This window comes from Amycolatopsis sp. NBC_00345 (assembly GCF_036116635.1).
Lineage (GTDB): Bacteria > Actinomycetota > Actinomycetes > Mycobacteriales > Pseudonocardiaceae > Amycolatopsis.
The window spans coordinates 707,838-734,494 of sequence record NZ_CP107995.1 but is presented as its reverse complement, the minus strand read 5'-3'; the positions used below and the strand labels follow the sequence as shown (position 1 = coordinate 734,494).

Sequence of the window (26,657 nt, the reverse complement as noted above, 5' to 3'; positions counted from 1 at the left end):
AGACGTCAGATGGCGGCCGGCTCGGCCTTGCCGACGTACTTGACGTAGCCGTGCTCCTCCAGCTCGTCGGCCAGCTCCTTGCCGCCCGACTCGACGATCTTGCCGCCGGCGAACACGTGCACGAAGTCCGGCGTGATGTGCCGCAGGATCCGGGTGTAGTGCGTGATCAGCATGACGCCGACCTCGCTCGAAGCCTTGTACTCGTTGACGCCCTCGGAGACGACGCGCAGCGCGTCCACGTCGAGGCCGGAGTCGGTCTCGTCGAGGATGGCGAACTTCGGCTTGAGCAGCGACAGCTGCAGGATCTCGTGGCGCTTCTTCTCGCCGCCGGAGAAGCCCTCGTTCACGCTGCGCTCGGCGAACTCCTGGGAGATCTCGAGCTTGTTCATCTCCTCCTTGACTTCCTTGACCCAGTGGCGCAGCTTGGGGGCCTCGCCACGGACCGCGGTGACCGCGGTGCGGAGGAAGTTGGACATCGAGACGCCGGGCACCTCGACCGGGTACTGCATGGCCAGGAAGAGGCCGGCGCGGGCGCGCTCGTCGACGCTCATCTCCAGCACGTTCTCGCCGTCCAGCAGCACCTCGCCGGAGGTCACCTGGTACTTCGGGTGGCCGGCGATGGCATAGGACAGGGTGGACTTGCCGGAGCCGTTCGGGCCCATGATCGCGTGGGTCTCGCCCGACCGGATGGTCAGGTCGACGCCCTTGAGGATCTCCTTGGCACCTTCCTCGGTGGTCACCGAGGCGTGCAGGTCCTTGATTTCCAGGGTAGCCATTCTACATTTCCTAAATCTGCGGGGGCCTAAAGTCTGCGGTGGACGGCGTCAGACGCCAACGGCTTCGAGCTCGGCCTCGATCGCGGCTTCGAGGCGCTCGCGCACCTCGGGGACGTCGATCTTCACCAGGATCTCGTGGAAGAACCCGCGCACGACCAAGCGTCGAGCGGCTTCTTCGGCGATCCCGCGCGACTGGAGGTAGAACAACTGCTCGTCGTCGAACCTTCCCGTCGCGCTCGCGTGGCCGGCGCCTTCGATCTCGCCGGTCTCGATCTCCAGGTTCGGCACGGAGTCCGCGCGCGCTCCCGGCGTGAGCACCAGGTTGCGGTTGAACTCGTAGGTGTCGGTGGCTTCGGCGGCGGCGCGGATCAGCACGTCGCCGATCCAGACCGAGTGCGCGCCCTCGCCCTGCAGCGCGCCCTTGTACCCGACCCGCGACTTGCAGTTGGGCACCGCGTGGTCCACGAACAGCCGGTGCTCCTGGTGCTGGCCGGCGTCGGAGAAGTAGACGCCCAGCATCTCCACGTCACCGCCGCGCTCGGCGAAGGCCGCGGTCGGCGAGATGCGGACCAGGTTGCCGCCCAGGGTGATCACGGTGTGCTTGAGCGTGGCGTCGCGGCCGACCTTGAGGTGCTGCTCGGAGACGTGCACCGCGTCGTCGGCCCAGTCCTGGACGCTGACCACGGTGAGCTTCGCCGAGTCGCCGACGAGGAACTCGACGTTGTCCGCGTACGTGCCGGAGCCGACGTGGTCGAGCACGATCACGGCCTGCGCGAACGCCTCGACGCGGACCTGCAGGTGCCCGTAGGCGACCTTGCCCTCGCCGGGACCGTGGATGCGCAGCACCGACGGCTTCGACGCCGTGGTCTCCTTCGGCACCGTCACGACGGTGGCCTTGGTGAAGGCCGAGTAGGCCTGCGCCGCGATCCGGTCGCTCGGCACCCCGGCCTGGCCCAGCCGGGAGTCGTCACGGTCGACGGTCTCGATCTTCAGCTCGGGTGCGGCGTCGGCGTCCAGCGTGATCTCGCCGGAGGCGGCCGCGCTGCCGTCGTGCAGGCCGCGCAGCCGCTTCATCGGCGTGAAGCGCCAGTTCTCCTCACGGCCGCCCGGGACCTCGAAGGCTTCGACGTCGTAGGAGGTGAAGCGCTCCGCGCGGGAAGCCGCCGGAATGACGGCCCCCTCGCGAAGGGCTTCGGAAACGTTGTTCTCGGTAACCGACATGACTAGCCGACGGACCCTTCCATCTGGAGCTCGATCAGGCGGTTCAGCTCGAGCGCGTACTCCATCGGCAGCTCACGCGCGATGGGCTCGACGAACCCGCGCACGATCATCGCCATCGCCTCGGCCTCGTCGAGGCCGCGCGACATCAGGTAGAACAGCTGCTCTTCGCTGACCTTGGACACCGTGGCCTCGTGGCCCATGGACACCTCGTCGTTGCGGATGTCCACGTACGGGTAGGTGTCCGAGCGCGAGATCGTGTCCACCAGCAGCGCGTCGCAGACCACGCTGGACCGCGAGTGGTGCGCGCGCTTGGCGACCCGCACCAGGCCCCGGTAGGACGTCCGGCCGCCGCCGCGCGCCACCGACTTCGACACGATGGTCGAGGAGGTGTGCGGCGCGAGGTGCTCCATCTTGGCGCCCGCGTCCTGGTGCTGGCCCTCGCCCGCGAAAGCGACCGAGAGGACTTCACCCTTGGCGTGCTCGCCCATCAGGAAGACCGACGGGTACTTCATGGTCACCTTGGAGCCGATGTTGCCGTCGATCCACTCCATGGTCGCGCCCTCTTCGCACTTGGCGCGCTTGGTGACCAGGTTGTAGACGTTGTTCGACCAGTTCTGGATCGTCGTGTAGCGGCAGCGGCCGCCCTTCTTCACGATGATCTCGACGACCGCCGAGTGCAGCGAGTCGGACTGGTAGATCGGCGCGGTGCAGCCTTCGACGTAGTGCACGTAGGCGTCTTCGTCGACGATGATCAGGGTGCGCTCGAACTGGCCCATGTTCTCGGTGTTGATCCGGAAGTAGGCCTGCAGCGGGATGTCCACCTTGACGCCCTTGGGCACGTAGATGAACGAGCCGCCGGACCACACCGCCGTGTTCAGCGCGGAGAACTTGTTGTCCCCGGCCGGGATCACCGAGCCGAAGTACTCCTCGAACAGCTCCGGGTGCGTCTTCAGCGCGGTGTCGGTGTCCAGGAACAGGACGCCCTGCGCCTCCAGGTCCTCGCGGATGGAGTGGTAGACGACCTCGGACTCGTACTGCGCGGCGACGCCGGCCACGAGGCGCTGCTTCTCCGCCTCGGGGATGCCGAGCTTGTCGTAGGTGTTCTTGATGTCCTCGGGCAGCTCTTCCCAGCTGGTGGCCTGCTTCTCGCTGGAGCGCACGAAGTACTTGATGTTCTCGAAGTCGATCCCGGAGAGGTCGGCGCCCCAGTTGGGCATCGGCTTCAGCTCGAAGAGCTTGAGCGCCTTCAAGCGGGCGTCGCGCATCCACTCCGGCTCGGACTTCTTCGAGGAGATGTCGGTGACGACGTCCTCGTTCAGCCCACGACGGGCGCTGGCGCCCGCTTCGTCGGAGTCGGCCCAGCCGAACGCGTACTTGCCAAGGGACTCGATGGTCTCTTCCTGGCTCAGTGGCGCGGTGGTGGGAGTGCGCTGCTCGGCAGCGGCAGTCATGCGGGTTTCCCTCCATTCGGGATCCGTGCTGTACGCCCCTGGGCCGGCCGCGTCGCCGCGGCCGCCTCCGGAGGCCTGGTGCTGTCCGGCTCGGGATGGGCCGGGATACCCGTCGCTGTGACGGGTACGTGTGTGGTGCACGCGTTGTCGCCGCGTGCGATCGTCGCCAGGCGCTGCACGTGGGTGCCGAGCAGCCGGGCGAACGCTTCGGTCTCGGCCTCGCACAGCTGCGGGAACTCCGCGGCGACGTGCGCGACCGGGCAATGGTGCTGGCAAAGCTGTGCCCCGACGTTGTGGCCGGGGCCGCCCGGGGAGCCGACCTGACGGGTCGACGCAGCGTAGCCCTCCCTGGTCAGGGCGGTGGCCAGGGCCTCGGCACGGATCACCGGGTCACCCGATCCGGTGATCGCCGGCTTGTGCGGCCCGACGAGGGCCTCGACCCGGCTCTCGGCGAACGCGCGCACGGCGTCCGGCCCCGCGTGCTCGGCGAGGAAGCGGATGGCCGACACGGCGAGGTCGTCGTAGGCGTGCCCGAACCGGGCCCGGCCCGACTCGGTGAGCAGGAAGAGCTTGGCGGGCCGGCCGCGGCCGCGCGGCTCCCGGCGCGACGCGTCGCGGGTCTCCGCCCCGCCGTCGGCCACCATCGCGTCCAGGTGCCGGCGTACCGCCGTCGGGCTGATCCCGAGTTGCTCCGCGACGACCGCCGCAGAGATCGGGCCCTGCTCCAGCAGCAGCCGCGCCACCTCGTGGCGGGTCCGGCCCTCGGCCGCGTTCACGGCGTTGACCTGCACGGGAACGCCGACGGACACGGCGCGCGACACGTCGCCGCCCGTCTCGTCCGGAGTCCCGTTCTTTTTCACAACACAAGTGTGTCTTATTTCCCCGCCGTGGGCAAAGGCGGGGCGTCCGCCAGTGACCCGCATCACCCGCCAGGGCGACTCGATACCCTTCCTGGCGTGGCAGTCGGCGAACAACCCGTGCAGCGGGACCCGGAAGTGGGCGTAGCGGGCGACACGGCGACGACCGTGGCGCCGCCTTCACCCGTCCGCCCGCACGAGCCGCAGCCGCTCGACCAGGCGGAACACCGCGGACTGGACGTGGTCCGCCGGTTCGGCACGGTCGGCTCGCTGTTCCTCGCGCTCGGCTCGCTCGGCGCGGGCGCCGCCCCGGTGATCAACCCGGTGCAGAACCTGCCGGTGCTGCGGCTGTTCACCCGGATCCCGTCGGTCTCGCTCGCCATCGCCTTCTCCGGCATGGGCATCCTCGTGCTCAGCTGGCTGATGCTCGGCCGCTTCGCCCGGCCGGCCAGCGCGCGGCTGGCGACGCAGGGCCAGCTCGCCCGCACGATCGCCATGTGGGTCGCGCCGCTGCTGCTGATCCCGCCGCTGTTCTCCCGCGACGTCTACAGCTACCTGGCGCAGAGCGAGATCGTGCACCGCGGCATGGACCCGTACCAGCTGGGCCCGGCGCCGGCGCTCGGCATCGCCGACCCGCTCACCGCGGGTGTGTCGAACATGTGGCGCGACACCCCGGCGCCCTACGGCCCGCTGCTGCTGCGCCTCGGCGGCTGGCTCGCCCCGGTCGGCGGCAACGACATCGTGGTCGGCGTGCTGCTGCAGCGCGCGCTCGCGCTGGTGGGCGTGGTGCTGATCGTGTGGGCGGTGCCGCGGCTGGCCCGCCGGTTCGGCGTGCAGCCGGTCACCGCGCTGTGGCTCGGCGCGGCGAACCCGCTGCTGATCTTCCACTTCGTCGCGGGCGCCCACAACGACTCGCTGGCCATCGGCCTGATGGTGGCCGGGCTGGAGGTCGGCATCCGCAGGCTGCCGGTGCGGGTCAAGGGCGACAGCCCGCCGCCGCTGGCGCGCGGGGAGCTGCTGTTCATCGCGCTCGGCGTCACGATCATCACACTCGGCGCCTCGATCAAGGTGCCCGCGCTGCTGGCGTTGCCGTTCTTCGCGGTGATGGTGGCGCGCCGCTGGCACGGCCGGCTGAAGGACCTGGTGTGGGCGGGCGTCCCGATGGCGCTGCTGTTCGGCGTGGTGCTCGTCGCGGTCTGCTACGGCACGGGGCTCGGCTTCGGCTGGGTCGGCACGACGCTGGCCACGCCGGGGCTCGTGCGGTCCTGGATCTCCCCCACCGCCGAGCTCGCGAACCTGGCCGGGGTGCTCGGCATCGCGCTCGGCCTCGGCAACCACACCAACGCGCTGGTGCCGATCATCGGCGTGCTCGGCTACGTGGTCACCGCCGCGGTCACGGTCAAGTTCCTCTGGGCCAGCTTCAAGTGGCGCTACCGGCCGATCATCGGCCTCGGCGTCGGGCTGGGCGCGGCGATGATCCTGCAGATCAGCCTGCAGCCCTGGTACGTGCTGTGGGCGGTGATCCCGCTGGCCGCGGCCGCCGGCACCTCGCGGTTCCGGACCGCCGCGACGGTGATCAGCGCCGGGCTGCCGTTCCTGTTGCCCCCCACCGGAAGCGCCTTCGACGGGCACGCCTACATCCTGCCGTGGGCCTACGGCGCCGCGGCGCTGGTGACCCTCGGCGGCCTCGCCGTGGTGTACCGCCTCTCCCCGCTCCTGCTGTCCAGGACGTCCCCGGAACCGAAGGCCGTGGCCGACGTCGTATCGTGAGCCGTTGTGAACAACCCCGCCGTCGAGCTCACCGGCCTGGTGAAAAGCTACGGCTCCACCACCGCCGTCGACGGTCTCGACCTGCGGATGGAGCGCGGCTGCCTGCTGGCCCTGCTCGGCCCGAACGGCGCGGGCAAGACCACCACCGTCGAGATCTGCGAGGGTTTCCGCAGGCCTGACGCGGGAAAAGTGCGAGTACTCGGCCTCGACCCGGTGAAGGACGGCGCGGCTTTGCGCCCGCGCGTCGGCATCATGCCGCAGGGCGGCGGCGCGTACCCCGGAGTCCGCGCGGACGAGATGCTCTCGCTCGTCGCCTCGTGCGCGGCGGACCCGCTGGACCCCGCGTGGCTGCTCGACGTGCTCGGCCTGGCGGCCGTGCGGCGGACCCCGTTCAAGCGCCTCTCCGGCGGCCAGCAGCAGCGGCTTTCCTTGGCCTGCGCGCTGATCGGCCGCCCGGAGCTGGTGTTCCTCGACGAGCCGACGGCCGGCATGGACCCGCAGGCGCGCCGCCTGGTCTGGGAGCTGCTGGGCGCGCTGCGCGCCGACGGCGTGAGCGTGCTGCTCACCACGCACCTGATGGAGGAGGCGGAGGCACTGGCCGACCAGGTGGTGATCGTGGACCACGGCAAGGTCGTCGTCGAAGGCTCCCCGCACGCGCTCACGCTGGAGTCGGGTGACGCCGCGCAGCTGCGGTTCCGCGCCCGGACCCGGCTGGACACCGCGCTGCTCGCCGCCGCGCTGCCCGAGGGCTACCGGGTGAGCGAGACCGCGCCGGGCGCCTACCTCGTCGAGGGCGCGGTCGACCCGCAGGTGGTGTCGACCGTCACGGCGTGGTGCGCGCAGCAGGGTGTGCTGCCGGAACAGCTCCAGGTCGGGCGGCGAACGCTGGAAGAGGTCTTCCTCGAGCTGACCGGACGGGAGCTGCGGGCATGACCACTCCGTTCCCCGCGGGGACTTTCACCCCGGCGCCCGGCCGCGGGTCGCTCGGCAAGATGCTGCGCACGCACGCGCGCGTCGAGGCCGGATTGACGCTGCGCCACGGCGAACAGCTCCTGCTGACGCTGATCATCCCGATCGCGCTGCTGATCGGCCTGAGCCTGCTGGACGTGCTGCCCGCGAGCCAGCTCGGCTCGGCGTCCAAAGTGGACTGGATCACGCCGCGGATCCTGGCGCTGGCCGTGATGTCGTCGGCCTTCACCGGCCAGGCCATCGCGCTCGGCTTCGACCGGCGCTACGGCGTGCTGAAGCGGCTTTCGGCCACCGCGCTGCCCCGCTGGCTGCTCGTGGCCGGCCGGGTGGTGGCCGCGCTGGTGGTGGTCGTGCTGCAGGCCGTGGTGATCGGCGTGGTGGCGGCGCTGCTGGGCTGGTCGCCGTCCCCGGCGGGCCTCGCGGCGGCGATCGTGCTCCTGCTGGTGGGCACGCTGGCGTTCGGCGCGCTCGGCGTCCTGCTCGGCGGCGCCCTGCGCGCGGAAGCCGTGCTGGCGCTGGCCAACATCGTCTGGTTCGTGCTGCTGCTCGCGGGCGGCATCCTGCTGGCCCCCTCGGCGCTGCCGTCCGGGGTGGGCGTGGTCGTCTCGCTGCTGCCCTCGGGCGCGCTCGCGGAAGGCCTGCGCGCCGCACTGGTGGACGGCCACTTCGCGGTGGGGCCGCTGGCCGTGCTCGTGGTGTGGGCCGTGGCGGCGGGCGCGCTGGCGACCCGGACCACGAAGCTGACCTGAACTGCTTGTGAGTGTTTATGACGGTTAGAACCGTCATAAACACTCACAAGCTTTCTCGCCGCCCCGCCAACCCAGCCGCGTCAGCACACTCGCCACCTCACGCGCGACGCCGCAGGGGTCCTCATGTACGTCCCGCCATCCGTAGGTCAGCCGGGACCGGCCCGCGAGCTCCGCGGCGTTGTCACGGCGGCGATCGCGGAACGCCACTCCCGCGATGCTGTGCGTGGCCCGGCCATCGAGCCGCACCGTCAACGCCACGCCGGTTCCGTCGTAGGCGACGTCCTCCCACAAAGTCTTGCCGTCCACGGTGAAGGGCACCTGGCGGCTGCCCGCCGGCAGACCGTGCGCCAGCTCCACCCGCTCCGCGTATTCGACTTCCAAAGCCGACATCAGCCCGCCGCCGACCAGGTCCAGAGCCTGCGCGATGACCGTTCGGTAGCGATTGGGTGCCCGTGCGCCCACGCACTCGAGCATGTCCGCCACGCTGATCGCGTGTCGGCTGACGAGGTCCACGACCAGGTATAATGCGGCCCGCGCGGACGGTGCCGCGACCGCGAGGTCGACGATCGTGACCGTCCTCCGGGTTCTCGGCAGCGGAACGGCGAGCGCGGTGTGGGCCAAGGCCCGGGACCGGTGCACCCTGACCCATGGCAGCTGCGAGACCGCGGAGTTGTGGTAGGGCACGGTGATCTCGATCGGCCCGGCTTCGACGGGCAGCATCTGCCATTCCTCGGCAGCCGTCCGGTGGCTCAGCACAGCGTGGGCTCCGCCATACAGAATCGCCGCGTTCATCAGGGCGAGACGGTCCGGCTTTCCGGTGAAGGTCGCGTAGACCCTCGGGAGCAGCCGCTGCCACCGACCCGCCACGAGATTGGCCGAAATGTCGTGCGCGCCGTGGCCGTGCGCCTTCAGCTGCGCACGCGAGATGACTCCGGCCTGGTCCCGCAGGAGTGACCGCCAGCTGCCGAGCTGCTCTTCGTGGATCCGGTCGGACTCCGACCATCGTGAATGACGAGGCACAAACCGACTCTCGCACCGCGAAAGCGCCCCATGGCCGCAGAAGCGAAATCTGTGGATGAGTGGTGGAGATGTGGATAAAGCTCGTGAGTGGTTATGCCGGTTAGAACCGTCCTGAACACTCACGAGTACGATTCCCCCGTGCTCTTCCCCAGTCTGATCGCCCGCCTGCCGTACCCCTCCGCGACGGTCCAGCGGGCCGTCGGCGTCGCCTCCGTGGTGGCGATGGGCGGGATCGGCGTCACGGGGTCCGTGGTGCGCGTGACGGGTTCGGGCCTCGGCTGCCCGACGTGGCCGCAGTGCGTGCCCGGCAGCCTGGTCCCGGTGGACCACCCCGGCATCCACGCGGTGAACCAGTGGATCGAGTTCTCCAACCGGATGCTCACCGGCGCGGTGATCGTGATCGCCGCGCTCGCCGTGATCACCGCGTGGCGGATCCTGCTCGACCACCCGAACCGCCGCCGGCTGGTGCGGCTGGCCTGGACGATGCCCGGCGGCGTGGTGCTGCAGGCCGTCATCGGCGGCATGACGGTGCTGGCGAAGCTGGAATGGTGGACCGTCGCCATCCACTTCCTGGCGTCCACTCCCCTGGTGTGGCTGGCGGTGCTGCTGTTGAAGGCGTTCAACGAGGGCGACGAACCCGCGCGGCCGCTCGTGCCGTCGTCCGGGCGCAAGATCCTGGTGCTGCTGACCGTGCTGATGTGGGCCGTGCTCGTGGCCGGCACCACCGTCACCGGTGCGGGGCCGCACGGCGGCGACGCCAGCACCCACCGGCTCGACGCGCCGATCGAAAACCTCGCCCAGGCCCACGGCGGCCTGCTGGTCGTCTACCTGCTGGTGCTGGCCGTGTTCGGCCTGCAGCTGCTGCGGGTGGGCGCACCGAAGGGCGTCTGGCAGCGCTACGCCTGGGTGTGGGCGGTCGCGCTGGCGCAGGGCGTGCTGGGCATCGTGCAGTACGCGCTCGGCGTGCCCGAGGCCATGGTCTCGTTCCACGTGCTCGGCTCGGCGCTGGTCATCGTCGTCACGGCGACGCTGTGGACCGGCACCCGCGACCGGGGCCCGGCAGTCTCGCTGCTGCCGGCGGAGCGCGAACTCGCCGCCGCGGGCTGACCGGCATCGTGCCGGCCACGCGTCCGTAACGCACCTTTGGCCCGGTGGACAACGGGGTCGTCTAAGCTCCGGCGCGACAGCCGCCAGCCGACCCCTGAGGTGCCGCGCCATGACGTCCGTCCCGTCCACCGTGAAGCCCCTGATCTCCGGACGGCGGGGCAGCGCGGAAATGATCGTGCTCAAGACGTTCCTGCTGGTGCCGTTCGCGGCGCTGGTCGCCGCCGTCCCGCTGCTGTGGGGCTGGGGGCTCACCTGGGTCGACGTGGCCCTCGCCGCCGTCTTCTACACCTTCGGCACGCTCGGCGTGACCGTCGGCTACCACCGGTACTTCACGCACGGCGCGTTCAAGGCGCCGCGGGCGCTGCGGATCGCGCTCGCCGTCGCGGGCAGCATGGCCGTGCAGGGCTCGGTGATCTTCTGGGTCGCCAGCCATCGCCGTCACCACGCGTTCGCCGACCGCGAGGGCGACCCGCACTCGCCGTGGCTGTTCGGCACGTCGCCTTCGGCGCTGCTGCGCGGGTTCTGGCACGCGCACATGGGCTGGATGTTCCAGCGCGAGGTGACCAACGCGGACCGCTTCGCGCCCGACCTCGTCGGCGACCGCGACCTGCGCGTGGTGAACCGCTTCTTCTGGCTGTGGATCACGCTCAGCCTGCTGCTGCCCGCGGCGCTGGGCGGGCTGGTCAGCTGGTCGTGGTGGGGCGCGGTGACGGGGTTCTTCTGGGCCGGGCTGGTGCGGATCGCGTTCCTGCACCACGTGAGCTGGTCGGTGAACTCGGTGTGCCACCTGATCGGCGAACGGCCCTTCGCCAGCCGCGACAAGGCGGCCAACTTCTGGCCGCTCGCGATCCTGTCCATGGGCGAGTCCTGGCACAACTCCCACCACGCCGACCCGACCTGCGCCCGGCACGGCGTGCTGCGCGGCCAGGTGGACGTCTCCGCGCGGGTGATCTGGGTGTTCGAACGCCTCGGCTGGGCCACCGACGTCCGGTGGCCCCGAGCGGAACGCCTCGAGGCGAAGCGGGTCCGTTAAGCCAGCTGCTGGCGCACCGCGGAAGCGAACCTCAGCGGCGCGCCGGCATCGGCGTGGCGGAAGCCCAGCGTCGGCTCCACCAGTTCGAGCTCCAGCAGCAGCGGGTGGCCGTCCTCGCCGCGGACGATGTCGGCGCGGGCGTAGAGCAGTTCCGCGCGCAGGATGCCCAGCAGCGAGCACGCGGTGTCCATGGCGTCCTCCGCCAGCGCGCGGACCTCGGGCGCCGGCACGGCCGCGCTCATCCGCTCCGCGAGGTACAGGCCGCTCGGGTCCACATCGGACCCGAGCATCGCCGCCTTGGTGAAGGCGTGCGAATAGATCCCGCCGAAGTACGTCAGCGAGATCTCGCCCTGGGTGTCCACACTGGACTGATACGGCTGGACGAGCGCGGTCCGCCCGTCGGCGTGCAGCGTGCGCAGGTGCTCGCCGGCGCCGGCGGCGTCCGCGCCGAAGCGGGCGGCGCCGCGGGAGCCCACGCCCACCGACGGCTTCACCACGAACGACGCGCGCGGCCACTGGATCTGCTCGCCCGGCTCGACGAGCGTGGTCGGCACCACGAGCAGGCCCGCGTTCTGCAGCTCGACGAGGTAGGACTTGTCGGTGTTCCAGCGCGCCACCGCGGCGGGGTTGTACAGGGCCGGCACGGACTCGCACCAGTCGAGGAACTCCGCGCGCCGATCCGGGTAGTCCCAGGTCGCGCGCAGCACGACCACGTCGGCGTCGGCGAAGTCCACGTCCCGGTCGTCCCACGGCGCCCAGCGCACGGTGAAGCCCAGGTCGTCGAGCGCGGCGGGCACGGCCTGGTCGTCGCCGTCGCCCTCGGGCATCTTGGCGCAGGAGGCGAGGATCGCGGTGCGGCTCATCGGCCCGCCCTCGGACCGGCCATCTTGCGCCGGTGCGCGGGGCCGATCTTGGTCAGCTTCACGGTCTCGCTGTCCCATTTCGCGGCTTCCAGGTCGTCCACCGCCTCGACGAGCGCGGTGCCCGCCTCGGGGCCGGCCACCAGCACGTCGCCCAGCGCGCCGTCGGCGCCGACCAGCACCACGCGGGCGCCGGCCCGGCCGATGTTCTCCACCACAGCGCGTGACGGCTTCCCGTGCCGCGCCACGAAGTCCCGGGCGGCGGCCAGCTGGCGGGCCGTCGGCGTGGACGGTGCGGAAGGCGTCTCTTCGGTCTCCTCAGCCACGTCGGCGAGCTTAACCGCTCACCCCCTGGGACGCGGGACAAGCGTGGCCTCGGCCATAGTTGTCACCGGGAAAGGATCACCGACGCGAGGAGGCACCATGTCCACCGCTGTGCAGGTCACCCGGACCGGCGGGCCCGAGGTGCTGGAGGTCGCCGACGTCGAGGTCGGCGCGCCGGAGGCCGGCGAACTGCTGGTGGACGTCGCCGCGGCGGGCGTCAACTTCATCGACACCTACCAGCGCGAAGGCATCTACCCCCTCGACCTGCCGTTTGTGCTCGGCCTCGAAGGCGCGGGCACCGTGACCGAGGTCGGCGAAGGCGTCACGGGCTTCGCGCCCGGAGACCGCGTTGCCTGGAATGGCTCGCTGGGCAGCTACGCGGCGCGCAAGCGGGTCCCCGCGGCGATCGCGGTGAAGGTGCCCGACGGCGTTTCCGACGAGGTCGCGGCGGCCGTCATGCTGCAGGGCGTCACGGCTCATTACCTGGTGCGCTCGACGTACGAGGTGAAGCCAGGCGACGACGTGCTGGTGCACGCGGCCGCCGGCGGTGTCGGCCTGCTGCTGGTGCAGCTGGCGAAGTCGCGCGGCGCCCAGGTGATCGGCACCGTGTCCACCGAGGAGAAGGCCCAGCTCGCGCGCGGGGCCGGCGCGGACCACGTGATCCGCTACGACCAGGAGGACTTCGCCAAGACCACCCGCGAGCTGACCGGCGGCAAGGGTGTCGCGGTGGTCTACGACGGCGTCGGCAAGGACACCGTCGACGGCAGCCTCGCCAGCCTGAAGATCCGCGGCACCCTCGCGCTGTTCGGCGCCGCCAGCGGCCCGGTCCCCCCGATCGACCCGCAACGCCTCAACTCGGGCGGCTCGCTGTTCCTGACCCGCCCGACGTCCGCCCACTACGTGCTCACCCGCGAGGAGCTGGACTGGCGCGCGGACGAGCTGTTCCAAGCCGTCGTCGACGGTTCGCTCGACGTCCGCATCGGCGGCCGCTACCCCCTCGCCGACGCCCGCCAGGCCCATGAGGACCTGCAGGGCCGGAAGACGACCGGGAAGCTGATCCTGATTCCGTGACGCGCGCCCGAGAAAGGCCGTTAAGGACTCCTTGCCTACTCCCAAGGTAGGCAAGGAGTCCTTAACGGCGTTCCGGCACCTGGCGGGAGGCCGGCGCGCTCACGGAGTCGCGGGCGATCAGCTCCGGCACGAGCTCGCCCGGCTCGGACGCCGACTGGCCGGCGGCGATCCGGCCGGCCCGCCGGCCCAGTTCGTCGAGCGGCACTCGCACCGTGGTCAGGGTCGGCATCGCGTCCCGGCTGATCGGCAGGTCGTCGAAGCCGGCCACCGAGACGTCCGCCGGCACGGCGATCCCCGCCTCCCTGGCCGCGGCCAGCACCCCGGCCGCGGCCAGGTCGTTCGCCGCCACGATCGCGGTCGGCCGGTCCGCCATGGCCAGGATCGCCGTCGCGGCACGCCGGCCGCCGTCCCGGGTGAAGGTGCCCTCGGCCAGCGGTCCCTCCGCCACGCCGGCCGCGGCGAGAGCGTCCCGGTGACCGGCGAGCCGGGCTTCGGTGGTCGTGTTGCCCGAGGGACCGGTCAGATACGCGATGTGCCGATGGCCGAAGGCGAGCAGGTGCCGGGTCAGGCCGGCGGCACCGCGGCGGTTGTCGATCTCGACGGCCGACGCGCCCGGCAACGGCGGACGCCCGCACAGCACGACCCGGGTGCCCGCCGCGCCGGCCCGCTGGACCAGCGCGGCCAGCCGCGCGGCGTGCTCGGCTCCACCCGCCTGGCCGCCGACGAGCACGATCGCCTCGGCCCGTTGCCGCATGAGCAGCTCCACGTAACGCAGCTCCTCGTCCGGATTGCCGCCGGTACTGGCGATCACCGTGAGCAGTTCCGCGGCGCTCACCTCGGCCTGCACCCCGGCCGCGATCAGCCCGAAGAACGGGTCGGCGACGTCGTTCACCAGCACCCCGACCATGTCGGAGGTGCGCCCGGCCAGGGAGCGGGCGTGCGCGTTGACCACGTAGTCCAGTTCGGACACCGCCCGCAGCACCCGGTCGCGGGTCCGGCCGGCCACCGGGTAGTTGCCGTTGAGCACCCGTGACACGGTGGCCGCGGACACCCCGGCCCGGCGCGCCACGTCCGCCAGCGTCACGGCCACCGGCTGTCTCTTGTCGCTCACGATGGCGTGATGCTACGGCGCGATCAGTTCCCGGTACCGCAGGCACATCGTGGTCATCACCTGATCGGCCGGGCTGTCCCACACCGCCTGGTTGAAGATCTCCACTTCGATGTCACCTCGGTAGCCGGCCGTCGCGACGGCGGCGGTGATCGGGGCGAAGTCGATGTGCCCGTCGCCCATCATCCCCCGGCCGAGCAGGACGTCGGCGGGTAGCGGGGTGATCCAGTCGCTCACCTGGTAGGACGCGATGCGCTCGCCCGCGCGGGCGATCTGGGCGAGCAGGTCCGGGTCCCACCACACGTGGAAGGTGTCCACCACGACGCCCACCTGCCCGGCCGGGAACTCCTCCGCCCAGTCCAGTGCCTGCGCCAGTGTGGAAAGCACCGCCCGGTCCGCGCAATACATGGGGTGCAACGGTTCCAGCGCCAGCCGCACACCGCGGTCTCCCGCGTACGAGGCGAGGTCCCGCAACGCCGCACGCACGCCGTCGCGGGCCGCCGCCAGATCGGTGGAGCCCGCCGGCAGTCCACCGACGACCAGCACCAGGCAGGGCGCGCCTAGCGCAGCCGCCTCGTCGATCGCCGCCCGGTTGTCGGCCAGCGCGGCAGCACGGTCCGCGGCGGTGCTTCCGGTGAGGAATCCACCACGGCACAACGACGACACCCGCAGTCCGGCATCGGCGACGCAGGCCGCCGCGGCCTCGAGACCGGTCTCGGCGACTTCCTCCCGCCACAGCCCGATCGCCGGTACTCCGGCCGTGACGCAGGCGGTGACGGCTTCCGGCAGGGTCGCACCGCGAATGGTGCGCTGGTTGAGGGACAACCGGGCCAGCCCGGCGTTCGCGGTCACTGCGCCACCCCCGCCACGGTCAGGAAGGCACGCAGGCGGGTCGCGGCGACGTCCGGATCGGGGAACAGGCCCAGCTCGTCGGCCAGCCGGTAGGCCTCGGCGTAGTGCGGCACACTCCGTCCGCTCTGCAGCCCGCCGACCATGGTAAAGCCCGGCTGGTGGCCCGAAAGCCAGGCCAGGAAAGCGATCCCGGCCTTGTAGTAACGGGTGGGCGCGGCGAACAGGTGCCGGGCGAGCGGCACCGTGCCGGCCAGCGCGTCGAACCCCGCGAGGTCGGCGCGGTCCAGCGCCTGCAAGGCGGCCGACGCGGCCGGCGCGATCGCGGCGAAGATCCCGAGCAGTGCGTCGCTGTGCCGCTCGCCGTCGCCGCGGATCAGCTCGGGGTAGTGGAAATCGTCGCCGGTGTAGAGCCGCACCCCGGCCGGCAGCCGCGTCCGCACTCGCCGCTCCAGCTCGGCGTCGAGCATCGACACCTTCACCCCGTCCACTTTGGACGGGTGCTCCGCGATCAGCGCCAGCAGCGTTGTGGCCGCCTCGTCCGGATCGGTGCTGCCCCAGTAGCCGGCCAGCGCCGGGTCGAACATCGGGCCGAGCCAGTGCAGGATCACCGGACGATCGGCCGCGGCCAGCAGTGGTGCGTAGACCTCGTGGTAGTCCATGGCGTCCCGGGCCGTCGCGGCGAGCTGACGGCTGGCCATCAGGATCACGTTCGCGCCCGCGGCTTGCACAGTCTCGATCTGCTCGCTGTATGCGGCGCGAATCTCGTTCAGCGACAACGCTTCCGGCCGGTGGTCCGTACCGGCGCCCGCGGCGATCAGCCCGCCCACGGCCACCGCCTCACGGGCCGAGCGGGTGATCAGTTCCTTGGTGGCCGTCCAGCCCAGCCCCATGCCGCGTTGGGCGGTGTCCATGGCCTCGGCGACGCCGAACCCGTAGGACCACAGGTGGTGGCGGAACGCCAGGGTCGCGTCCCAGTCCAGTGCCGCCGGTGCGCCGGGCGAGTTTTCGCCATGGGCCGACGCGGCCACATGCGCTGCGGCGTAAGCGATCCGTGCCCGCAACGGCTCGGCCGGACGGGGGAATTCCCGCGGTGCGGAAGGCCGGTACTCGCGCACGCTGCCGTCGGTCTGCGGCAGCCGCAGGAGGGTGCGGTCCGCCGTCATGCCAGCTCCTCCAACGTGATCCGGCGTCCCTCGGCGGAGGACTGCAGGCCGGCGCGGGCGAGCTGGATGCCACGGGCGCCGGAACGCACGTCGTGCCGGTAGGCCGGGGCGCCGGGGTCGTCGGCGACGTGCCGGACGAACTCCTCCCACTGCGCGCGGAAGCCGTTGCCGAATTCGGCGTTGTCCGGGACCTCGGTCCACTGGTCGCGGAAGGACTCGGTGGTTGGCAGATCCGGATTCCACACCGGGCGGGGCGTGGTGCCGCGGTGCTGCACCCGGCAGCCCCACAGCCCGGCGACGGCGCTGCCTTCGACACCGTCCACTTGGAACTCCACCAGCTCCTGGCGGTCGACCCGCACGCACCACGACGAGTTGATCTGGGCGATCGCGCCACCAGCCAGCTCGAAGATCGCGTAGGCGGCGTCATCCGCGGTCGCGGCGTAGGTGGCGCCCCGCTCGTCGACGCGTTCGGGGATGTGCGTGACGGTGCGGGCGAGGACCGCCTCGACCCGGCCGAACAGGTTCTCCAGCACGTAAGCCCAGTGCGCGAACATGTCCAGGGTGATGCCGCCGCCGTCCTCGGCCCGGTAGTTCCAGCTCGGCCGCTGCGCCGCGGGCGAGCTGCCCTCGAAGACCCAGTAGCCGAACTCGCCGCGCACGGACAGCACCCGGCCGAAGAAGCCGTTGTCGATGAGCCGGCGCAGTTTGAGCAAGCCCGGGAGGTAGAGCTTGTCGTGCACCACTCCGGTCTTGAGCCCGGCGGCGTCGGCCCGTTCGGCGATGTCGAGCGCGTCCTCGACCGTCTCCACCACCGGCTTCTCCGCGTAGATGTGTTTACCGGCGCGGATCGCGGCGAGTAACGCGTCGCGGCGGACCCCGGTGAGCTGGGCGTCGAAGTAGATGCCGATGGTCGGGTCGGCGAGTACCGCGTCCAGGTCGGTGGAGTACTCGGTGATGCCGTGCCGGTCGGCCAGCTCGGCCAGTTTGGCCGGATTGCGGCCCACCAGCACCGGTTCGAGCCGCACTCGCCGTCCGTCGGTGAGCGCCACCCCGCCGTCGTCGCGGATCGCGAGCACGGAACGCAGCAGATGCTGGTGGTAGCCCATCCGCCCGGTCACGCCGTTCATCGCCACGCGCAGCACCTCTACGCCCGATACCTCTGCGGCGGGTACCTCTGTGCCCACGACACCACCTCCGAGTTTCCCCGGATAGTAAGCGCTCTCTAGATGGCGCGCCACCATCGCCGCGGTGTAGGTTCATCACCGATGGAAAGCGCTTACTGTCACGGCGGGCGGTTACGATGATCGTTCCAGGTCTGGTCTCGGTGACGTTCCGGGATCGCGGCGTGCCCGAGATCATCGATCTAGCGGGCGAATGTGGATTGCGTGCCGTCGAATGGGGTGGCGACGTGCACGTGCCGGCCGGGGATTTCGATGCCGCGGAACGTACCCGCGCCCGGTGCGCCGCGGCCGGGATCGCCGTCGCCGCCTACGGTTCCTACTACCGTGCGGGCGAAAGCGACCCCGCCGAGCTGGGTCCCGTACTGGACACCGCCGCGCTGCTGGGCGCGCCACTGGTGCGCGTGTGGGCCGGCCGGCTCGGCTCGGCGGAGTCGTCCCCGCACCACCGGGCGCTGGTGACGGCCCGTTTGCGGGCAGCGGGTGACGCGGCGCAGGAACGCGGCCTGCGGCTCGCGCTGGAGTACCACGTCGACACACTCACCGACACGCTCGAGTCGACACAGCGACTGCTCCGGGAACTCCATCACCCCGCCGTGGTGCCGTATTGGCAGCCACGCGGCGAACAACCCGTCGCGCCGGCCATGACGCAGATCCGGGCGCTGCTCCCGGAAGTGCCCTCGGTGCACGTCTTCAGCTGGGGCCCGCCCGGCCCGGCCGAACGGCTGCCGCTCGCCGACCGCGGCGACCTGTGGCAGCCGGTACTGGCGGAGCTGGCTGCGGACGGGCTGACCCGGCACGCGTTGCTCGAATTCGTGGCCGGCGACGATCCCGACGCGTTACGCCGCGATGCCGCAACGTTGCTGAGCTGGATCGACTGAGCAAGGATTCGCCTCGATGCCCACCTCCGTCCCGGACGACCGCAGCCTCTCCCCGTACACCGGCTTCACCCGCGCGCACTGGGAAACCGTCGCCGACAACGCATTGGCCGCCGTTCGCCCGTACGCCACCGAGCAGCACGCCCTGCTGCACCTGCCGGGTCCGGCCAGCGCCTCCGGCCGGCACAGCGACGGCCTGGAGGGTTTCGCCCGTACGTTCCTGCTCGCCGGTTTCCGCCTCGCGCAGTCCGGTGACACGGATCCGGGCGGGCACGCGGAGTGGTACGCGCGGGGGCTGGCGGCCGGCACCGACCCCGCCTCCGCGGAGCGTTGGCCGGACGTGCGCGACCGCCCGCAGGCCCGCGTGGAGTGCGCCTCCCTCGCCATCGCGCTGCACGAGAGCCGGCCGTGGATCTGGGACCGGCTCGACGACGCCGTGCGGCAGCGGATCGTCGACTGGATGTCCGGGATGCTCGGCGTGTGGGTGCCGGAGAACAACTGGCTGTGGTTCCGGTGCGTCACATCGGCGTTCCTGCGTTCGGTCGGCGCGCCGTACAGCGGGCACGACATCGGCTACGCGATCGAGCGGGCCGAGGACTGGCAGGTGGACGGCTGGTACGCCGACGGCGCCGAGCCGGGGGCACCGGAGCTGCGCAACTTCGACTACTACTGCGGCTGGGCGATGCAGTTCTACGCGCTCTGGTACTGCCGCATCAGTGGTGACGACGCGGATCCCGCCGTTGTCGAGCGCTACCGTGACCGCCTGCGCCGCTACCTCGACGACGTCCAGCACCTCATCGCCCCGGACGGCGCCCCGGTCTACCACGGGCGGTCTCTGACCTACCGGTACGCGATGCTCGCCCCGTTCTGGACCGGCGCCGCCTTCGACGCGACCCCGCTGTCCCCCGGCCGGACCCGGCGGCTGGCAAGCGGGGTGCTGCGGCACTTCCTCGACGCCGGCTGCTTCGACGAGCGCGGGCTGCAGGTGCTCGGGTGGCACGGGGAGTTCCCGCGGATGCGGCAGGTCTACTCCGGGCCGGGGTCGCCGTACTGGTCGAGCAAGGGCTTCGCCGGGCTGGTCCTGCCGCCGGAGCATCCCGTGTGGACGGAGCGAGAGGAGCCGCTGGCCGTCGAGGCCGGCGATGTGCACCGCACGCTCACCGCGCCCGGCTGGCTGGTGTCCGCCACGGCCGCCGACGGGGTGGTGCGGGTGGTCAACCACGGCAGCGACCACACCGATCCCGCCGGCCCCGGCGCCGACGACCCGCTGTACGCCCGCATCGGCTACGCCAGCCACGCCGCGCCCGACGCCACCGAGGCGGCGCGCACCGACCCCGTCGATTCCCACGTCGCCGTGCTGGACGCGGCCGGCCGTCCTTCGCATCGCAGCCCGCTGACCCGGGTGCACCTCGGTGCGCGGGTCGCGGTGTCCCGCCACCGCGCCCACTGGCCGGAGGGGACGCCGCCACGGCCGTACTCGGACGATCCGCCGATTCCCGCGTGGCGCACCGGGCCGTGGGTCACCACCGCGTCGCTGGTGAACGGGCCGCTGGAAGTACGGCTCGTCCGCGTCGACGGCGTGGCCGGGGATTCCGTGCGCGTGCGGATCGGCGGCTACTGCCTGGCGGACGCCGAACCGCCGCAGCGCGCGACCGGAGCCGACGTGGCCTGGGCCTGGCGTGGTGACGGTCTGGCCAGCACCGTGGCGGCATTGCGCGGTTCCGCCGTCGGCGCGATCGACGAAGCCACCGATGCGAACGCGCTCGGTCCGCACTCCGCGACGCCGTACCTGACCGCCGACGCCACCGCCGGCGAGGTGATCGCGGTGCTGGTGTGCCTGTCCAAAGTGGTGGCCGGGCCGGCAGCCTCGGCCGGGTTACGAGTCACCGGCGACGGATCGGCGGCCGTCGTGACATGGCCGGACGGCAGCCGGGACGAGGTCGACCTGCCAGCGCCTCCGGCCTGAGGAGGGTACGGTTTACCGAACCGGTTCAGTCCTGGAGGAAGGTGCGGATGAAGCGCCCCACGATCATGGATGTCGCCCGCCGGGCCGGCGTGGCCAAGGGCACTGTGTCCTACGCCCTGAACGGCCAGCCGGGGGTCTCCGAGGAGACCCGCCGCCGGATCCTGGCCGTGGCCGAGGAACTCGGCTGGCGGCCGAACCCCGCCGCCCGCGCGCTGTCCGGGTCCGGGTCGCAGGTGATCGGGATGGTGCTGGCCCGCCCGGCGATGCTGCTCGGCGTCGAGCCGTTCCTGATGCGGCTGACCTCCGGGATCGAGCTGGAGCTGGCCCGGTCCGGGTTCGCCCTGATGCTGAAGGTCGTCGGCGATCTGGACGAGGAGATGGCGATCTACCGCAAGTGGGCGTCCGAGCGGCGGGTCGACGGCCTGCTGATCCTCGACCTGCGGGTGCGGGATCCCCGGCTGGAGCTGGTGGAGCAGCTGGGCCTGCCCGCGACCGTGATGGGCGATCCACGGCGCCACGCCGGATTGTCCGTGGCACGCAAGGACGAGACGGCGGCGATGACCTCGGTGGTCGAGTACCTCGCCGCGCTCGGGCACCGGCGGATCGTGCACGTCGCCGGGCAGCGGGAGTTCCTGCACATCCGCCAGCGCGGCCGGGCCTTCGGCGCCACGCTCCGGCGGCTGGGCGTGACGGGCACCGCGCGCACGATCTACGCCGACTACACGCTGGAGCGGGCCGCCGAGATCACCCGCGGCCTGCTGGCGGAGGCGAGCCCGCCGACCGCGCTGATCTACGACAACGACGTGATGGCCGTGGCCGGGGCGGGCGTCGCCAGGGAGATGGGTGTCGACGTCCCCGGCGGCCTGTCGATCGTGGCGTGGGACGACTCCCCGCTGTGCCAGTTCGCCTATCCGCCGCTGACCGCGGTGTCGGTGGACGTCGTCGAATACGGGCGGGCCGCGACGGAGCTGCTGATCAGCGTCATCGGCGGCGGGCCGGCCGGGGAGGTCACCGCCGAGCCGGCCCGGCTGATCCCGCGGGGCACGACCGCGAGGGCCAAGGACGCACCGTCAAGAGCTTGACTACTGAACCGGTTCGGTGCTGTGATGCCGAGCACAACTCGTCGGTCGACGACAGACCGGAGGTCGGCATGGACCTGCTTCACTCCATCGGCACGCCCCTCAAAAGGCGCACCGTCCTCGCGGCGGCACTGGCCGTTCCCCTCGCCGGCGGGTTCGCCGGCACGGCCTCGGCCCAGACCACGGGCCGGACCTTCCACGTGAGCCAGACCGGCTCCGACCGGGCCGACGGGCTCGGCTCCACCCGGGCGTGGCGCACCGTCGAGCAGGTGAACAAAGCGCTCGCGGACGGCGGGATCACCCGCGGCGACCAGGTGCTGTTCCGCCGCGGCGACACCTTCTACGGCGCCATCGACGCCATCCCGCCATCGACGGACGCCACGCGGCAACTCGTCTTCGGCGCGTACGGCGTCGGCGCCCTCCCCCAGCTGACCAGCTACAAGGTGTGCACCATCGAGGCCGGCTGGACCCGGTACGACGCCCAGACCTGGCGGATCGACCTGAGCGCCAATTCCGGCGCGTACACCGGAAACACCGGCTCGGCCAACGTGAACGTCGGCTTCCTGCGGGTGGACGGCGTGGTTCGCGCGCGCAAGCGCTTCACCCTCGACGCACTCGCGGGCGATTGGGACTTCTACAGCGACAACACGCAGTACCTGTACGTCCGCCTCGCCGGCAATCCCGCGCTGGCCGGCGTGGTCCGGGCCGCGGTCGACGGCAACCTCGTCACCGCCCAGTCTTCGGTGGCCGTGCGCGACCTGGAGCTGGTGGGCAGCGGCGGCCACGGTTTCCGGTCCCCGGGGCTGATCAGCAACGTCACCGTCTCCGGCTGCGTCATCCACGAGATCGGCGGCTCCCAGCTGCTGAGCGGACCGGCGAACACCCGCTACGGCAACGGGGTGGAGATCTGGATCGGCGGCAGCGACATTTCCGTTACCAGCACCCAGATCTACGACGCGTACGACGTGGCCGTCACCTATCAGGGCAAGCAGACCGGCGCCCAGACCGGCTGGACCCGCGTGCACGTCACCGGCTGCACCATCCACAACTGCACGCAGTCGTTCGAAATGTGGTGCCAGGGCACGGGAACCGGCTCGGGCTACGGCTTCACGGACTGCTCGTTCGCCGGCAACGACTGCCGGCAGGCGGGTTACTCGTGGGGCGCGGGGGTCCGGCCGGACACCGCGGGCAAGGGCACCCAGCTGCTGTTCTACGACACCGAGTTGCCTTGCGGCGGCCTGTCGATCACGGACAACACCTTTTACGACGCGGCGCAGAACTACACGTACTTCGCGCACACCACACCACCGGCCGGGATGGTCGTCGACAAGAACCGCGTCTCACTGCGTGCCGGCACCAAGCTCGAATACCAGCGCGCCGAGACGATCGCGAACGCCGCGGCCTGGACCGCCGCGACCGGCCTGGACCGCGCCAGCACGTTCACCGTGCTCTGACGGTTGGGGAAATCCATGCGCAAGGTTCTGCCCCTGGACGGCTGGGGCGTAACGGAAACCGGTCGCGACGACTGGCTGCCGGCCCCCGTGCCCGGCACCGTGCACGAGGCCCTGCTCGCGGCCGGCCGCATCCCCGACCCGCACCTCGGCACGAACGAAGACGACGTGCAGTGGGTCGGCGAGCGCGACTGGACGTACCGGTGCGCCTTCGACCTCCCGGACGGCTTCGGCGGGGCGCCGTCGGTCGCGCTGTGCCTCGACGGTCTCGACACCTTCGCCACGGTCACGCTCAACGGCAGCGAAATCCTGGTGTGCGACAACATGTTCGTCCCGCACCGGGTGGACGTGCGCGACCGGCTGCGGCCCACCGGGAACGAGCTGGAGATCAGCTTCCAGTCGGCGTGGCGGCGCGGCAAGGAGCGGGAGTCCGCCGGCGGGGTGCTCGGCGACTGGAGCACCGGCGACGCCAGCCGCATGTGGGTGCGCAAGGCCGGGTACCACTACGGCTGGGACTGGGGCCCGACGTTGATCACCGCGGGCCCGTGGCAGGCGGTGCGCCTGGAGGCGTACGACGCCGCGATCACCTCGGTGACCTGCCCGATCGAGGTGACCGAAGACCTGACGCGGGCCAGCGTGCCGGTGCGGGTCGGCCTCGACACGGCCGAGCGGGAGGGGCTCACGCTCCGGGCCGAGCTGTCCGGCCCGGACGGGGCGCTGCTCGCCAAGACGGACGCCGGCCTCGACGAGGAGCTGTCCTTCGACGTCGTCCGGCCGCGGCTGTGGTGGCCGCGCGGCCACGGCGCCGCGGACCGCTACCGCCTCACCGTCACCGTCCTGCGGGACGGGGCCGAACTGGACCGCCGCGAGCTGCACGTCGGGATCCGCCGGGTCCGGCTGGTGCAGGAGCCGCTGGACGGCCACGACGGCACCGGTTTCCACTTCGAGATCAACAACCGGCCGGTGTTCTGCGGCGGCGCCAACTGGATCCCCGCCGACTCCTTCACCCCGCGGATCACCGCCGGGCGTTACCGCGACCTGCTCACCGCGGCCGCCGACGCCAACCTGGCCATGATCCGCGTCTGGGGCGGCGGCATCTACGAGCCCGATCTCTTCTACGACCTCTGCGACGAGCTGGGCCTGACGGTCTGGCAGGACTTCATGTTCGCCTGCGGCCAGTACCCCGCCCCGGACTGGATGACCGCTTCGGTGGCGGCCGAAGCCGAGGCCGCCGTCGCCCGGCTGCAGCACCACCCGAGCATCGTCCTGTGGTGCGGCAACAACGAGGACTACTCGCTGGCCAGGGAGGAAGGCCGCTATCCGGTCACCGAAGAAAGCGCTTTCCCGGCCCGCGCCTACTACGAGGAACTCCTGCCCGCGATCGTGGCCGCGGCCGACCCGCACACCCCGTACTGGCCCGGCAGCCCCTACCCGGACGAGGACACGCGCGGCGACCAGCACATCTGGGATGTCTGGCACGGTGAACAGGCCCGGTACCAGGACTACGCGCGGTTCCCGGCCCGCTTCGTCAGCGAGTTCGGGATGCAGTCCTTCCCCGCCCCGGAGACGCTCGACGCGTGCATCCCGGTCGACGAGCGGCACCTCGGCTCCCGCACCCTGGAGCACCGGAACAAGGCCGTCGACGGCCCGCGCCGCTTGGCTTCCTATGTGGCAGACAACTTCGGCGCCACCGCGGAGCTGGACGCCTACCGCTACCGGACCCAGCTCGTCCAGGCCGAGGCGATGACCTGCGCGATCCACGCCTGGCGCCGCCAGTGGCAGGGCGCGGGGCGGCGGGTCGTCTCCGGTGCGCTGGCGTGGCAGCTCAACGACTGCTGGCCGGCGATCAGCTGGGCGCTCATCGACCACCTCGGCTTCCGCAAACCCGCCTACTACGCCATCCGACGGGCCCTTGCCCCCGTCGCGATCGGCCTCGCGGACGGCGGCACGGCGTGGGCGGTCAACGACACGCCCCACGACCTGAGCGCCGAACTGGTCGTCGAGATCGCCGGCCTGAACGCGTCGGGCGCCGAGGTAGTGCACCGGGCGCCGTGCCTGCTGCCCGCCGGCCGCGCCGTGGAACTCGGCACCATCCCGCACTTGCCGGCCGACGTCGTGATCCAGGCCCGGCTCGAAGCCGACACCACGGTGCTGGCCGGGCACACCCGCTGGCCGGAGCCGCACCGTGAGCATCCCCTCGCCGACCCGGACCTGCAGGTGACGGTGCTCGACCAGAACGCCATCCGGCTCACCGCCCGGCGTCCGGCCAAGGGCGTCTGGGTGCCCGCACCCCGGTCCGTCGCCTGGAGCGACAACCTGGTCGACCTGCTGCCCGGCCGGCCGCGCACCCTGACCGGCCAGGACATCGCCGGCGCCGTACCCCGCATCGAGCACCTGGCCGGTTCCATACCGAAATCCGTACCGAAGTCGTAGGAGGCAACGATGCCCGCTCGACTGAGCCGCCGGTCCCTGCTCGCCGCGGCGGCCGCCGTCCCGATGGCCGCCGCGCTGGGCGCCTGCTCCGGTGGCGGCACCAGCAGCGGCAAAAGCGGTCCGGTACGCCTCACCTTCTGGGCCGCGATCCGCGGCAGCCAGCAGGTGGTCGACGAGTTCAACCGGACCCACGACCACATCCAGGTCGAGTTCCAGCAGCTCCCCGGCGGCAGCCAGGGCGGCTACGCCAAGCTGAGCAACGCCGCCCGCGCCGGCAACGGCCCGGACGTGGTGACGGTCGACATTCCCCAGATCCCCGGCTTCGCCATCGACGGCATCCTGCGCGACATCACCGGCCTGGTGTCCGACGAGTTGCGCAAAGCCCTGCTGCCGCAGTCGATCGAACTCACCTCGCTCGCCGGCCGGACGTTCGCCGTGCCGTTGGACATCGAGCCGATGGTGCTGCACTACCGCACCGACCTGTTCGCCGAGTACGGCCTCGCCCTCCCCCGCACGTGGGACGAATTCGCCGACGCGGCCCGCACCGTGCGCCGCGGATCCCAGCAGCGGCGGCTGGTCCTGTTCGCCACCGACGGGGCCAACGAGTTCTCCTCGTACTCCTGGCAGGCCGGCGCGCAGTGGTTCGGCACCCGCACCGGCGCGTGGAACGTGTCACTGGCCGACGCCCCCACCCGCAAGGTCGCCGCGTACTGGCAGCAGCTGATCGACGAGGACCTGGTCTTCGTCAACGCCGTGGACAGCCAGCAGGCCAACGCCCAGATCGGCCAGGGGCTGGTGCTCGCCCGGCTCGCCGGCGCCTGGGGCGCGGGCTCGCAGATGTCCGCGCAGCCGGGGCAGGCGGGCAAGTGGCGGATCGCCCCGCTGCCGCAGTGGGAGCCGCGGTCCCCGGCGCTGGGCACGCACGGCGGCTCCGCGTTCGCCATCACCAAGGACAGCGAAAACCCTGAGGCCGCAATGGAATTCATCGCCTGGCAGGCCTCGCACCCGGACGCGCTCAAGGCCCGGCTCTCCAGCGGGATCAGCAGCTCGTACCCGGCCGCGCCTGGTCTGTTCGACGTCGGCCGCACCGCGTTCGACCGGGCCTACTACGGCGGGCAGGACATCTTCACCCTGTTCCGGCAGGAGGCCGCGAAGATCCGTCCGGGCTGGGTGTGGGGTCCGCGGATGACCGCCACCCAGCGGCTCATGCAGGACGGCTTCGCCCGGGCCGGCGCCGGCCAGGGCACCCTCATCGACGCCGTGCGCGCGGCCCAGGCCGGCACCATGCCCGACCTCGACGCGCTCGGCCTGGCCACTACCCAGCACAGCAGCTGAGGAAGG

General features: G+C 71.7%; 23 protein-coding genes. 12 read left to right on the top strand and 11 right to left on the bottom strand.

The features are described from left to right. Positions 1-5 precede the first annotated feature (5 nt). The 4 genes from sufC to OG943_RS03435 are packed head-to-tail and all read right to left on the bottom strand — an operon-like array spanning position 6 to position 4,308. Complete coding sequence (gene sufC, locus OG943_RS03450) at positions 6-776, bottom strand: Fe-S cluster assembly ATPase SufC (protein ID WP_328608193.1); 771 nt, start codon at positions 774-776, stop codon at positions 6-8. A gap of 48 nt (positions 777-824) precedes the next feature. Beyond that, entirely contained in the window at positions 825-1,997 is a 1,173-nt protein-coding gene (gene sufD, locus OG943_RS03445; protein WP_328608192.1) for a Fe-S cluster assembly protein SufD, read from the bottom strand. Between the two features lie 2 nt (positions 1,998-1,999). Then, positions 2,000-3,448, bottom strand: a complete 1,449-nt coding sequence (sufB, locus tag OG943_RS03440) for a Fe-S cluster assembly protein SufB (protein WP_328608191.1) — start codon at positions 3,446-3,448, stop codon at positions 2,000-2,002. Further along, on the bottom strand, positions 3,445-4,308 hold the full coding sequence (locus OG943_RS03435) for a helix-turn-helix transcriptional regulator (protein ID WP_328608190.1): 864 nt from the start codon (positions 4,306-4,308) through the stop codon (positions 3,445-3,447). Before OG943_RS03435 ends, sufB begins: the two co-directional genes overlap by 4 nt. A 135-nt stretch (positions 4,309-4,443) precedes the next feature. On the opposite strand from OG943_RS03435, the gene mptB reads away from it, so the two are divergent. Genes mptB through OG943_RS03420 form a run of 3 tightly spaced genes read left to right on the top strand, consistent with a single transcriptional unit; the run spans position 4,444 to position 7,793 of the window. Then, positions 4,444-6,075 (top strand): polyprenol phosphomannose-dependent alpha 1,6 mannosyltransferase MptB, encoded by a 1,632-nt coding sequence (mptB, locus tag OG943_RS03430; RefSeq protein WP_328611988.1) that lies wholly within the window; start codon positions 4,444-4,446, stop codon positions 6,073-6,075. Between the two features lie 6 nt (positions 6,076-6,081). Beyond that, entirely contained in the window at positions 6,082-7,008 is a 927-nt protein-coding gene (locus tag OG943_RS03425) for an ABC transporter ATP-binding protein (RefSeq protein ID WP_328608189.1), read from the top strand. Next, positions 7,005-7,793 carry an ABC transporter permease gene (locus OG943_RS03420; RefSeq protein ID WP_328608188.1) on the top strand — a complete coding sequence of 263 codons (789 nt, stop codon included), beginning with the start codon at positions 7,005-7,007 and terminating at the stop codon, positions 7,791-7,793. The genes OG943_RS03425 and OG943_RS03420 overlap by 4 nt, the downstream gene beginning before the upstream one ends. A 33-nt stretch (positions 7,794-7,826) precedes the next feature. Here the strand turns inward: OG943_RS03420 and OG943_RS03415 are convergent, their stop codons facing one another. Further along, positions 7,827-8,813, bottom strand: coding sequence for a hypothetical protein (locus OG943_RS03415; RefSeq protein ID WP_328608187.1), 987 nt, complete (start codon positions 8,811-8,813; stop codon positions 7,827-7,829). Between the two features lie 138 nt (positions 8,814-8,951). On the opposite strand from OG943_RS03415, the gene OG943_RS03410 reads away from it, so the two are divergent. Both OG943_RS03410 and OG943_RS03405 read left to right on the top strand, forming a co-directional pair. Then, positions 8,952-9,920 carry a COX15/CtaA family protein gene (locus OG943_RS03410; protein WP_328608186.1) on the top strand — a complete coding sequence of 323 codons (969 nt, stop codon included), beginning with the start codon at positions 8,952-8,954 and terminating at the stop codon, positions 9,918-9,920. A gap of 109 nt (positions 9,921-10,029) precedes the next feature. Further along, on the top strand, positions 10,030-10,953 hold the full coding sequence (locus tag OG943_RS03405; RefSeq protein ID WP_328608185.1) for an acyl-CoA desaturase: 924 nt from the start codon (positions 10,030-10,032) through the stop codon (positions 10,951-10,953). On the opposite strand, the gene OG943_RS03400 is transcribed toward OG943_RS03405, so the two are convergent. Beyond that, positions 10,950-11,816 carry an ATP-grasp domain-containing protein gene (locus tag OG943_RS03400; RefSeq protein ID WP_328608184.1) on the bottom strand — a complete coding sequence of 289 codons (867 nt, stop codon included), beginning with the start codon at positions 11,814-11,816 and terminating at the stop codon, positions 10,950-10,952. The genes OG943_RS03405 and OG943_RS03400 overlap by 4 nt on opposite strands. Continuing rightward, positions 11,813-12,139, bottom strand: a complete 327-nt coding sequence (locus OG943_RS03395; RefSeq protein WP_328608183.1) for a hypothetical protein — start codon at positions 12,137-12,139, stop codon at positions 11,813-11,815. Before OG943_RS03395 ends, OG943_RS03400 begins: the two co-directional genes overlap by 4 nt. Before the next feature lie 97 nt (positions 12,140-12,236). Between OG943_RS03395 and OG943_RS03390 the strand changes: the two genes are divergently transcribed. Continuing rightward, positions 12,237-13,208 carry a quinone oxidoreductase family protein gene (locus tag OG943_RS03390; protein ID WP_328608182.1) on the top strand — a complete coding sequence of 324 codons (972 nt, stop codon included), beginning with the start codon at positions 12,237-12,239 and terminating at the stop codon, positions 13,206-13,208. A 61-nt stretch (positions 13,209-13,269) separates the two neighbouring features. Here the strand turns inward: OG943_RS03390 and OG943_RS03385 are convergent, their stop codons facing one another. Genes OG943_RS03385 through OG943_RS03370 form a run of 4 tightly spaced genes read right to left on the bottom strand, consistent with a single transcriptional unit; the run spans position 13,270 to position 17,458 of the window. Then, complete coding sequence (locus OG943_RS03385; protein ID WP_328608181.1) at positions 13,270-14,319, bottom strand: LacI family DNA-binding transcriptional regulator; 1,050 nt, start codon at positions 14,317-14,319, stop codon at positions 13,270-13,272. 12 nt (positions 14,320-14,331) lie between these two features. Continuing rightward, positions 14,332-15,168, bottom strand: coding sequence for a sugar phosphate isomerase/epimerase family protein (locus OG943_RS03380; protein WP_328608180.1), 837 nt, complete (start codon positions 15,166-15,168; stop codon positions 14,332-14,334). Further along, a complete protein-coding gene (locus tag OG943_RS03375) occupies positions 15,165-16,331 on the bottom strand; it encodes a dihydrodipicolinate synthase family protein (protein ID WP_328608179.1) in 1,167 nt (388 codons plus the stop codon). Before OG943_RS03375 ends, OG943_RS03380 begins: the two co-directional genes overlap by 4 nt. Next, positions 16,328-17,458, bottom strand: a complete 1,131-nt coding sequence (locus tag OG943_RS03370) for a Gfo/Idh/MocA family protein (protein ID WP_328611987.1) — start codon at positions 17,456-17,458, stop codon at positions 16,328-16,330. Before OG943_RS03370 ends, OG943_RS03375 begins: the two co-directional genes overlap by 4 nt. Before the next feature lie 173 nt (positions 17,459-17,631). Here OG943_RS03370 and OG943_RS03365 point away from each other — a divergent pair, with 173 nt between their 5' ends. The 6 genes from OG943_RS03365 (at position 17,632) to OG943_RS03340 (ending at position 26,651) form a co-directional block, all read left to right on the top strand. After that, positions 17,632-18,390 carry a sugar phosphate isomerase/epimerase family protein gene (locus OG943_RS03365; protein ID WP_328608178.1) on the top strand — a complete coding sequence of 253 codons (759 nt, stop codon included), beginning with the start codon at positions 17,632-17,634 and terminating at the stop codon, positions 18,388-18,390. Between the two features lie 16 nt (positions 18,391-18,406). Continuing rightward, positions 18,407-20,353, top strand: a complete 1,947-nt coding sequence (locus OG943_RS03360; protein ID WP_328608177.1) for a DUF2264 domain-containing protein — start codon at positions 18,407-18,409, stop codon at positions 20,351-20,353. A gap of 47 nt (positions 20,354-20,400) precedes the next feature. Further along, complete coding sequence (locus OG943_RS03355) at positions 20,401-21,435, top strand: LacI family DNA-binding transcriptional regulator (protein WP_328608176.1); 1,035 nt, start codon at positions 20,401-20,403, stop codon at positions 21,433-21,435. Between the two features lie 68 nt (positions 21,436-21,503). Further along, a complete protein-coding gene (locus tag OG943_RS03350) occupies positions 21,504-22,886 on the top strand; it encodes a hypothetical protein (protein ID WP_328608175.1) in 1,383 nt (460 codons plus the stop codon). Positions 22,887-22,901: 15 nt separating this feature from the next. Continuing rightward, positions 22,902-25,316 carry a glycoside hydrolase family 2 protein gene (locus OG943_RS03345; RefSeq protein ID WP_328608174.1) on the top strand — a complete coding sequence of 805 codons (2,415 nt, stop codon included), beginning with the start codon at positions 22,902-22,904 and terminating at the stop codon, positions 25,314-25,316. A gap of 9 nt (positions 25,317-25,325) precedes the next feature. Next, the gene (locus OG943_RS03340) at positions 25,326-26,651 is read left to right on the top strand and encodes an ABC transporter substrate-binding protein (protein ID WP_328608173.1); all 1,326 of its coding nucleotides are present in this window, start codon (positions 25,326-25,328) and stop codon (positions 26,649-26,651) included. Positions 26,652-26,657: the final 6 nt, after the last annotated feature.

Coding starts and splice junctions, on each gene's coding strand:
- sufC (WP_328608193.1), bottom strand. CDS start 776: ATGGCTACCCTGGAAATCAAGGACCTGCACGCCTCGGTGACCACCGAG.
- sufD (WP_328608192.1), bottom strand. CDS start 1,997: ATGTCGGTTACCGAGAACAACGTTTCCGAAGCCCTTCGCGAGGGGGCC.
- sufB (WP_328608191.1), bottom strand. CDS start 3,448: ATGACTGCCGCTGCCGAGCAGCGCACTCCCACCACCGCGCCACTGAGC.
- OG943_RS03420 (WP_328608188.1), top strand. CDS start 7,005: ATGACCACTCCGTTCCCCGCGGGGACTTTCACCCCGGCGCCCGGCCGC.
- OG943_RS03405 (WP_328608185.1), top strand. CDS start 10,030: ATGACGTCCGTCCCGTCCACCGTGAAGCCCCTGATCTCCGGACGGCGG.
- OG943_RS03400 (WP_328608184.1), bottom strand. CDS start 11,816: ATGAGCCGCACCGCGATCCTCGCCTCCTGCGCCAAGATGCCCGAGGGC.
- OG943_RS03390 (WP_328608182.1), top strand. CDS start 12,237: ATGTCCACCGCTGTGCAGGTCACCCGGACCGGCGGGCCCGAGGTGCTG.
- OG943_RS03375 (WP_328608179.1), bottom strand. CDS start 16,331: ATGACGGCGGACCGCACCCTCCTGCGGCTGCCGCAGACCGACGGCAGC.
- OG943_RS03370 (WP_328611987.1), bottom strand. CDS start 17,458: ATGAACGGCGTGACCGGGCGGATGGGCTACCACCAGCATCTGCTGCGT.
- OG943_RS03365 (WP_328608178.1), top strand. CDS start 17,632: ATGATCGTTCCAGGTCTGGTCTCGGTGACGTTCCGGGATCGCGGCGTG.
- OG943_RS03360 (WP_328608177.1), top strand. CDS start 18,407: ATGCCCACCTCCGTCCCGGACGACCGCAGCCTCTCCCCGTACACCGGC.
- OG943_RS03355 (WP_328608176.1), top strand. CDS start 20,401: ATGAAGCGCCCCACGATCATGGATGTCGCCCGCCGGGCCGGCGTGGCC.
- OG943_RS03350 (WP_328608175.1), top strand. CDS start 21,504: ATGGACCTGCTTCACTCCATCGGCACGCCCCTCAAAAGGCGCACCGTC.
- OG943_RS03345 (WP_328608174.1), top strand. CDS start 22,902: ATGCGCAAGGTTCTGCCCCTGGACGGCTGGGGCGTAACGGAAACCGGT.
- OG943_RS03340 (WP_328608173.1), top strand. CDS start 25,326: ATGCCCGCTCGACTGAGCCGCCGGTCCCTGCTCGCCGCGGCGGCCGCC.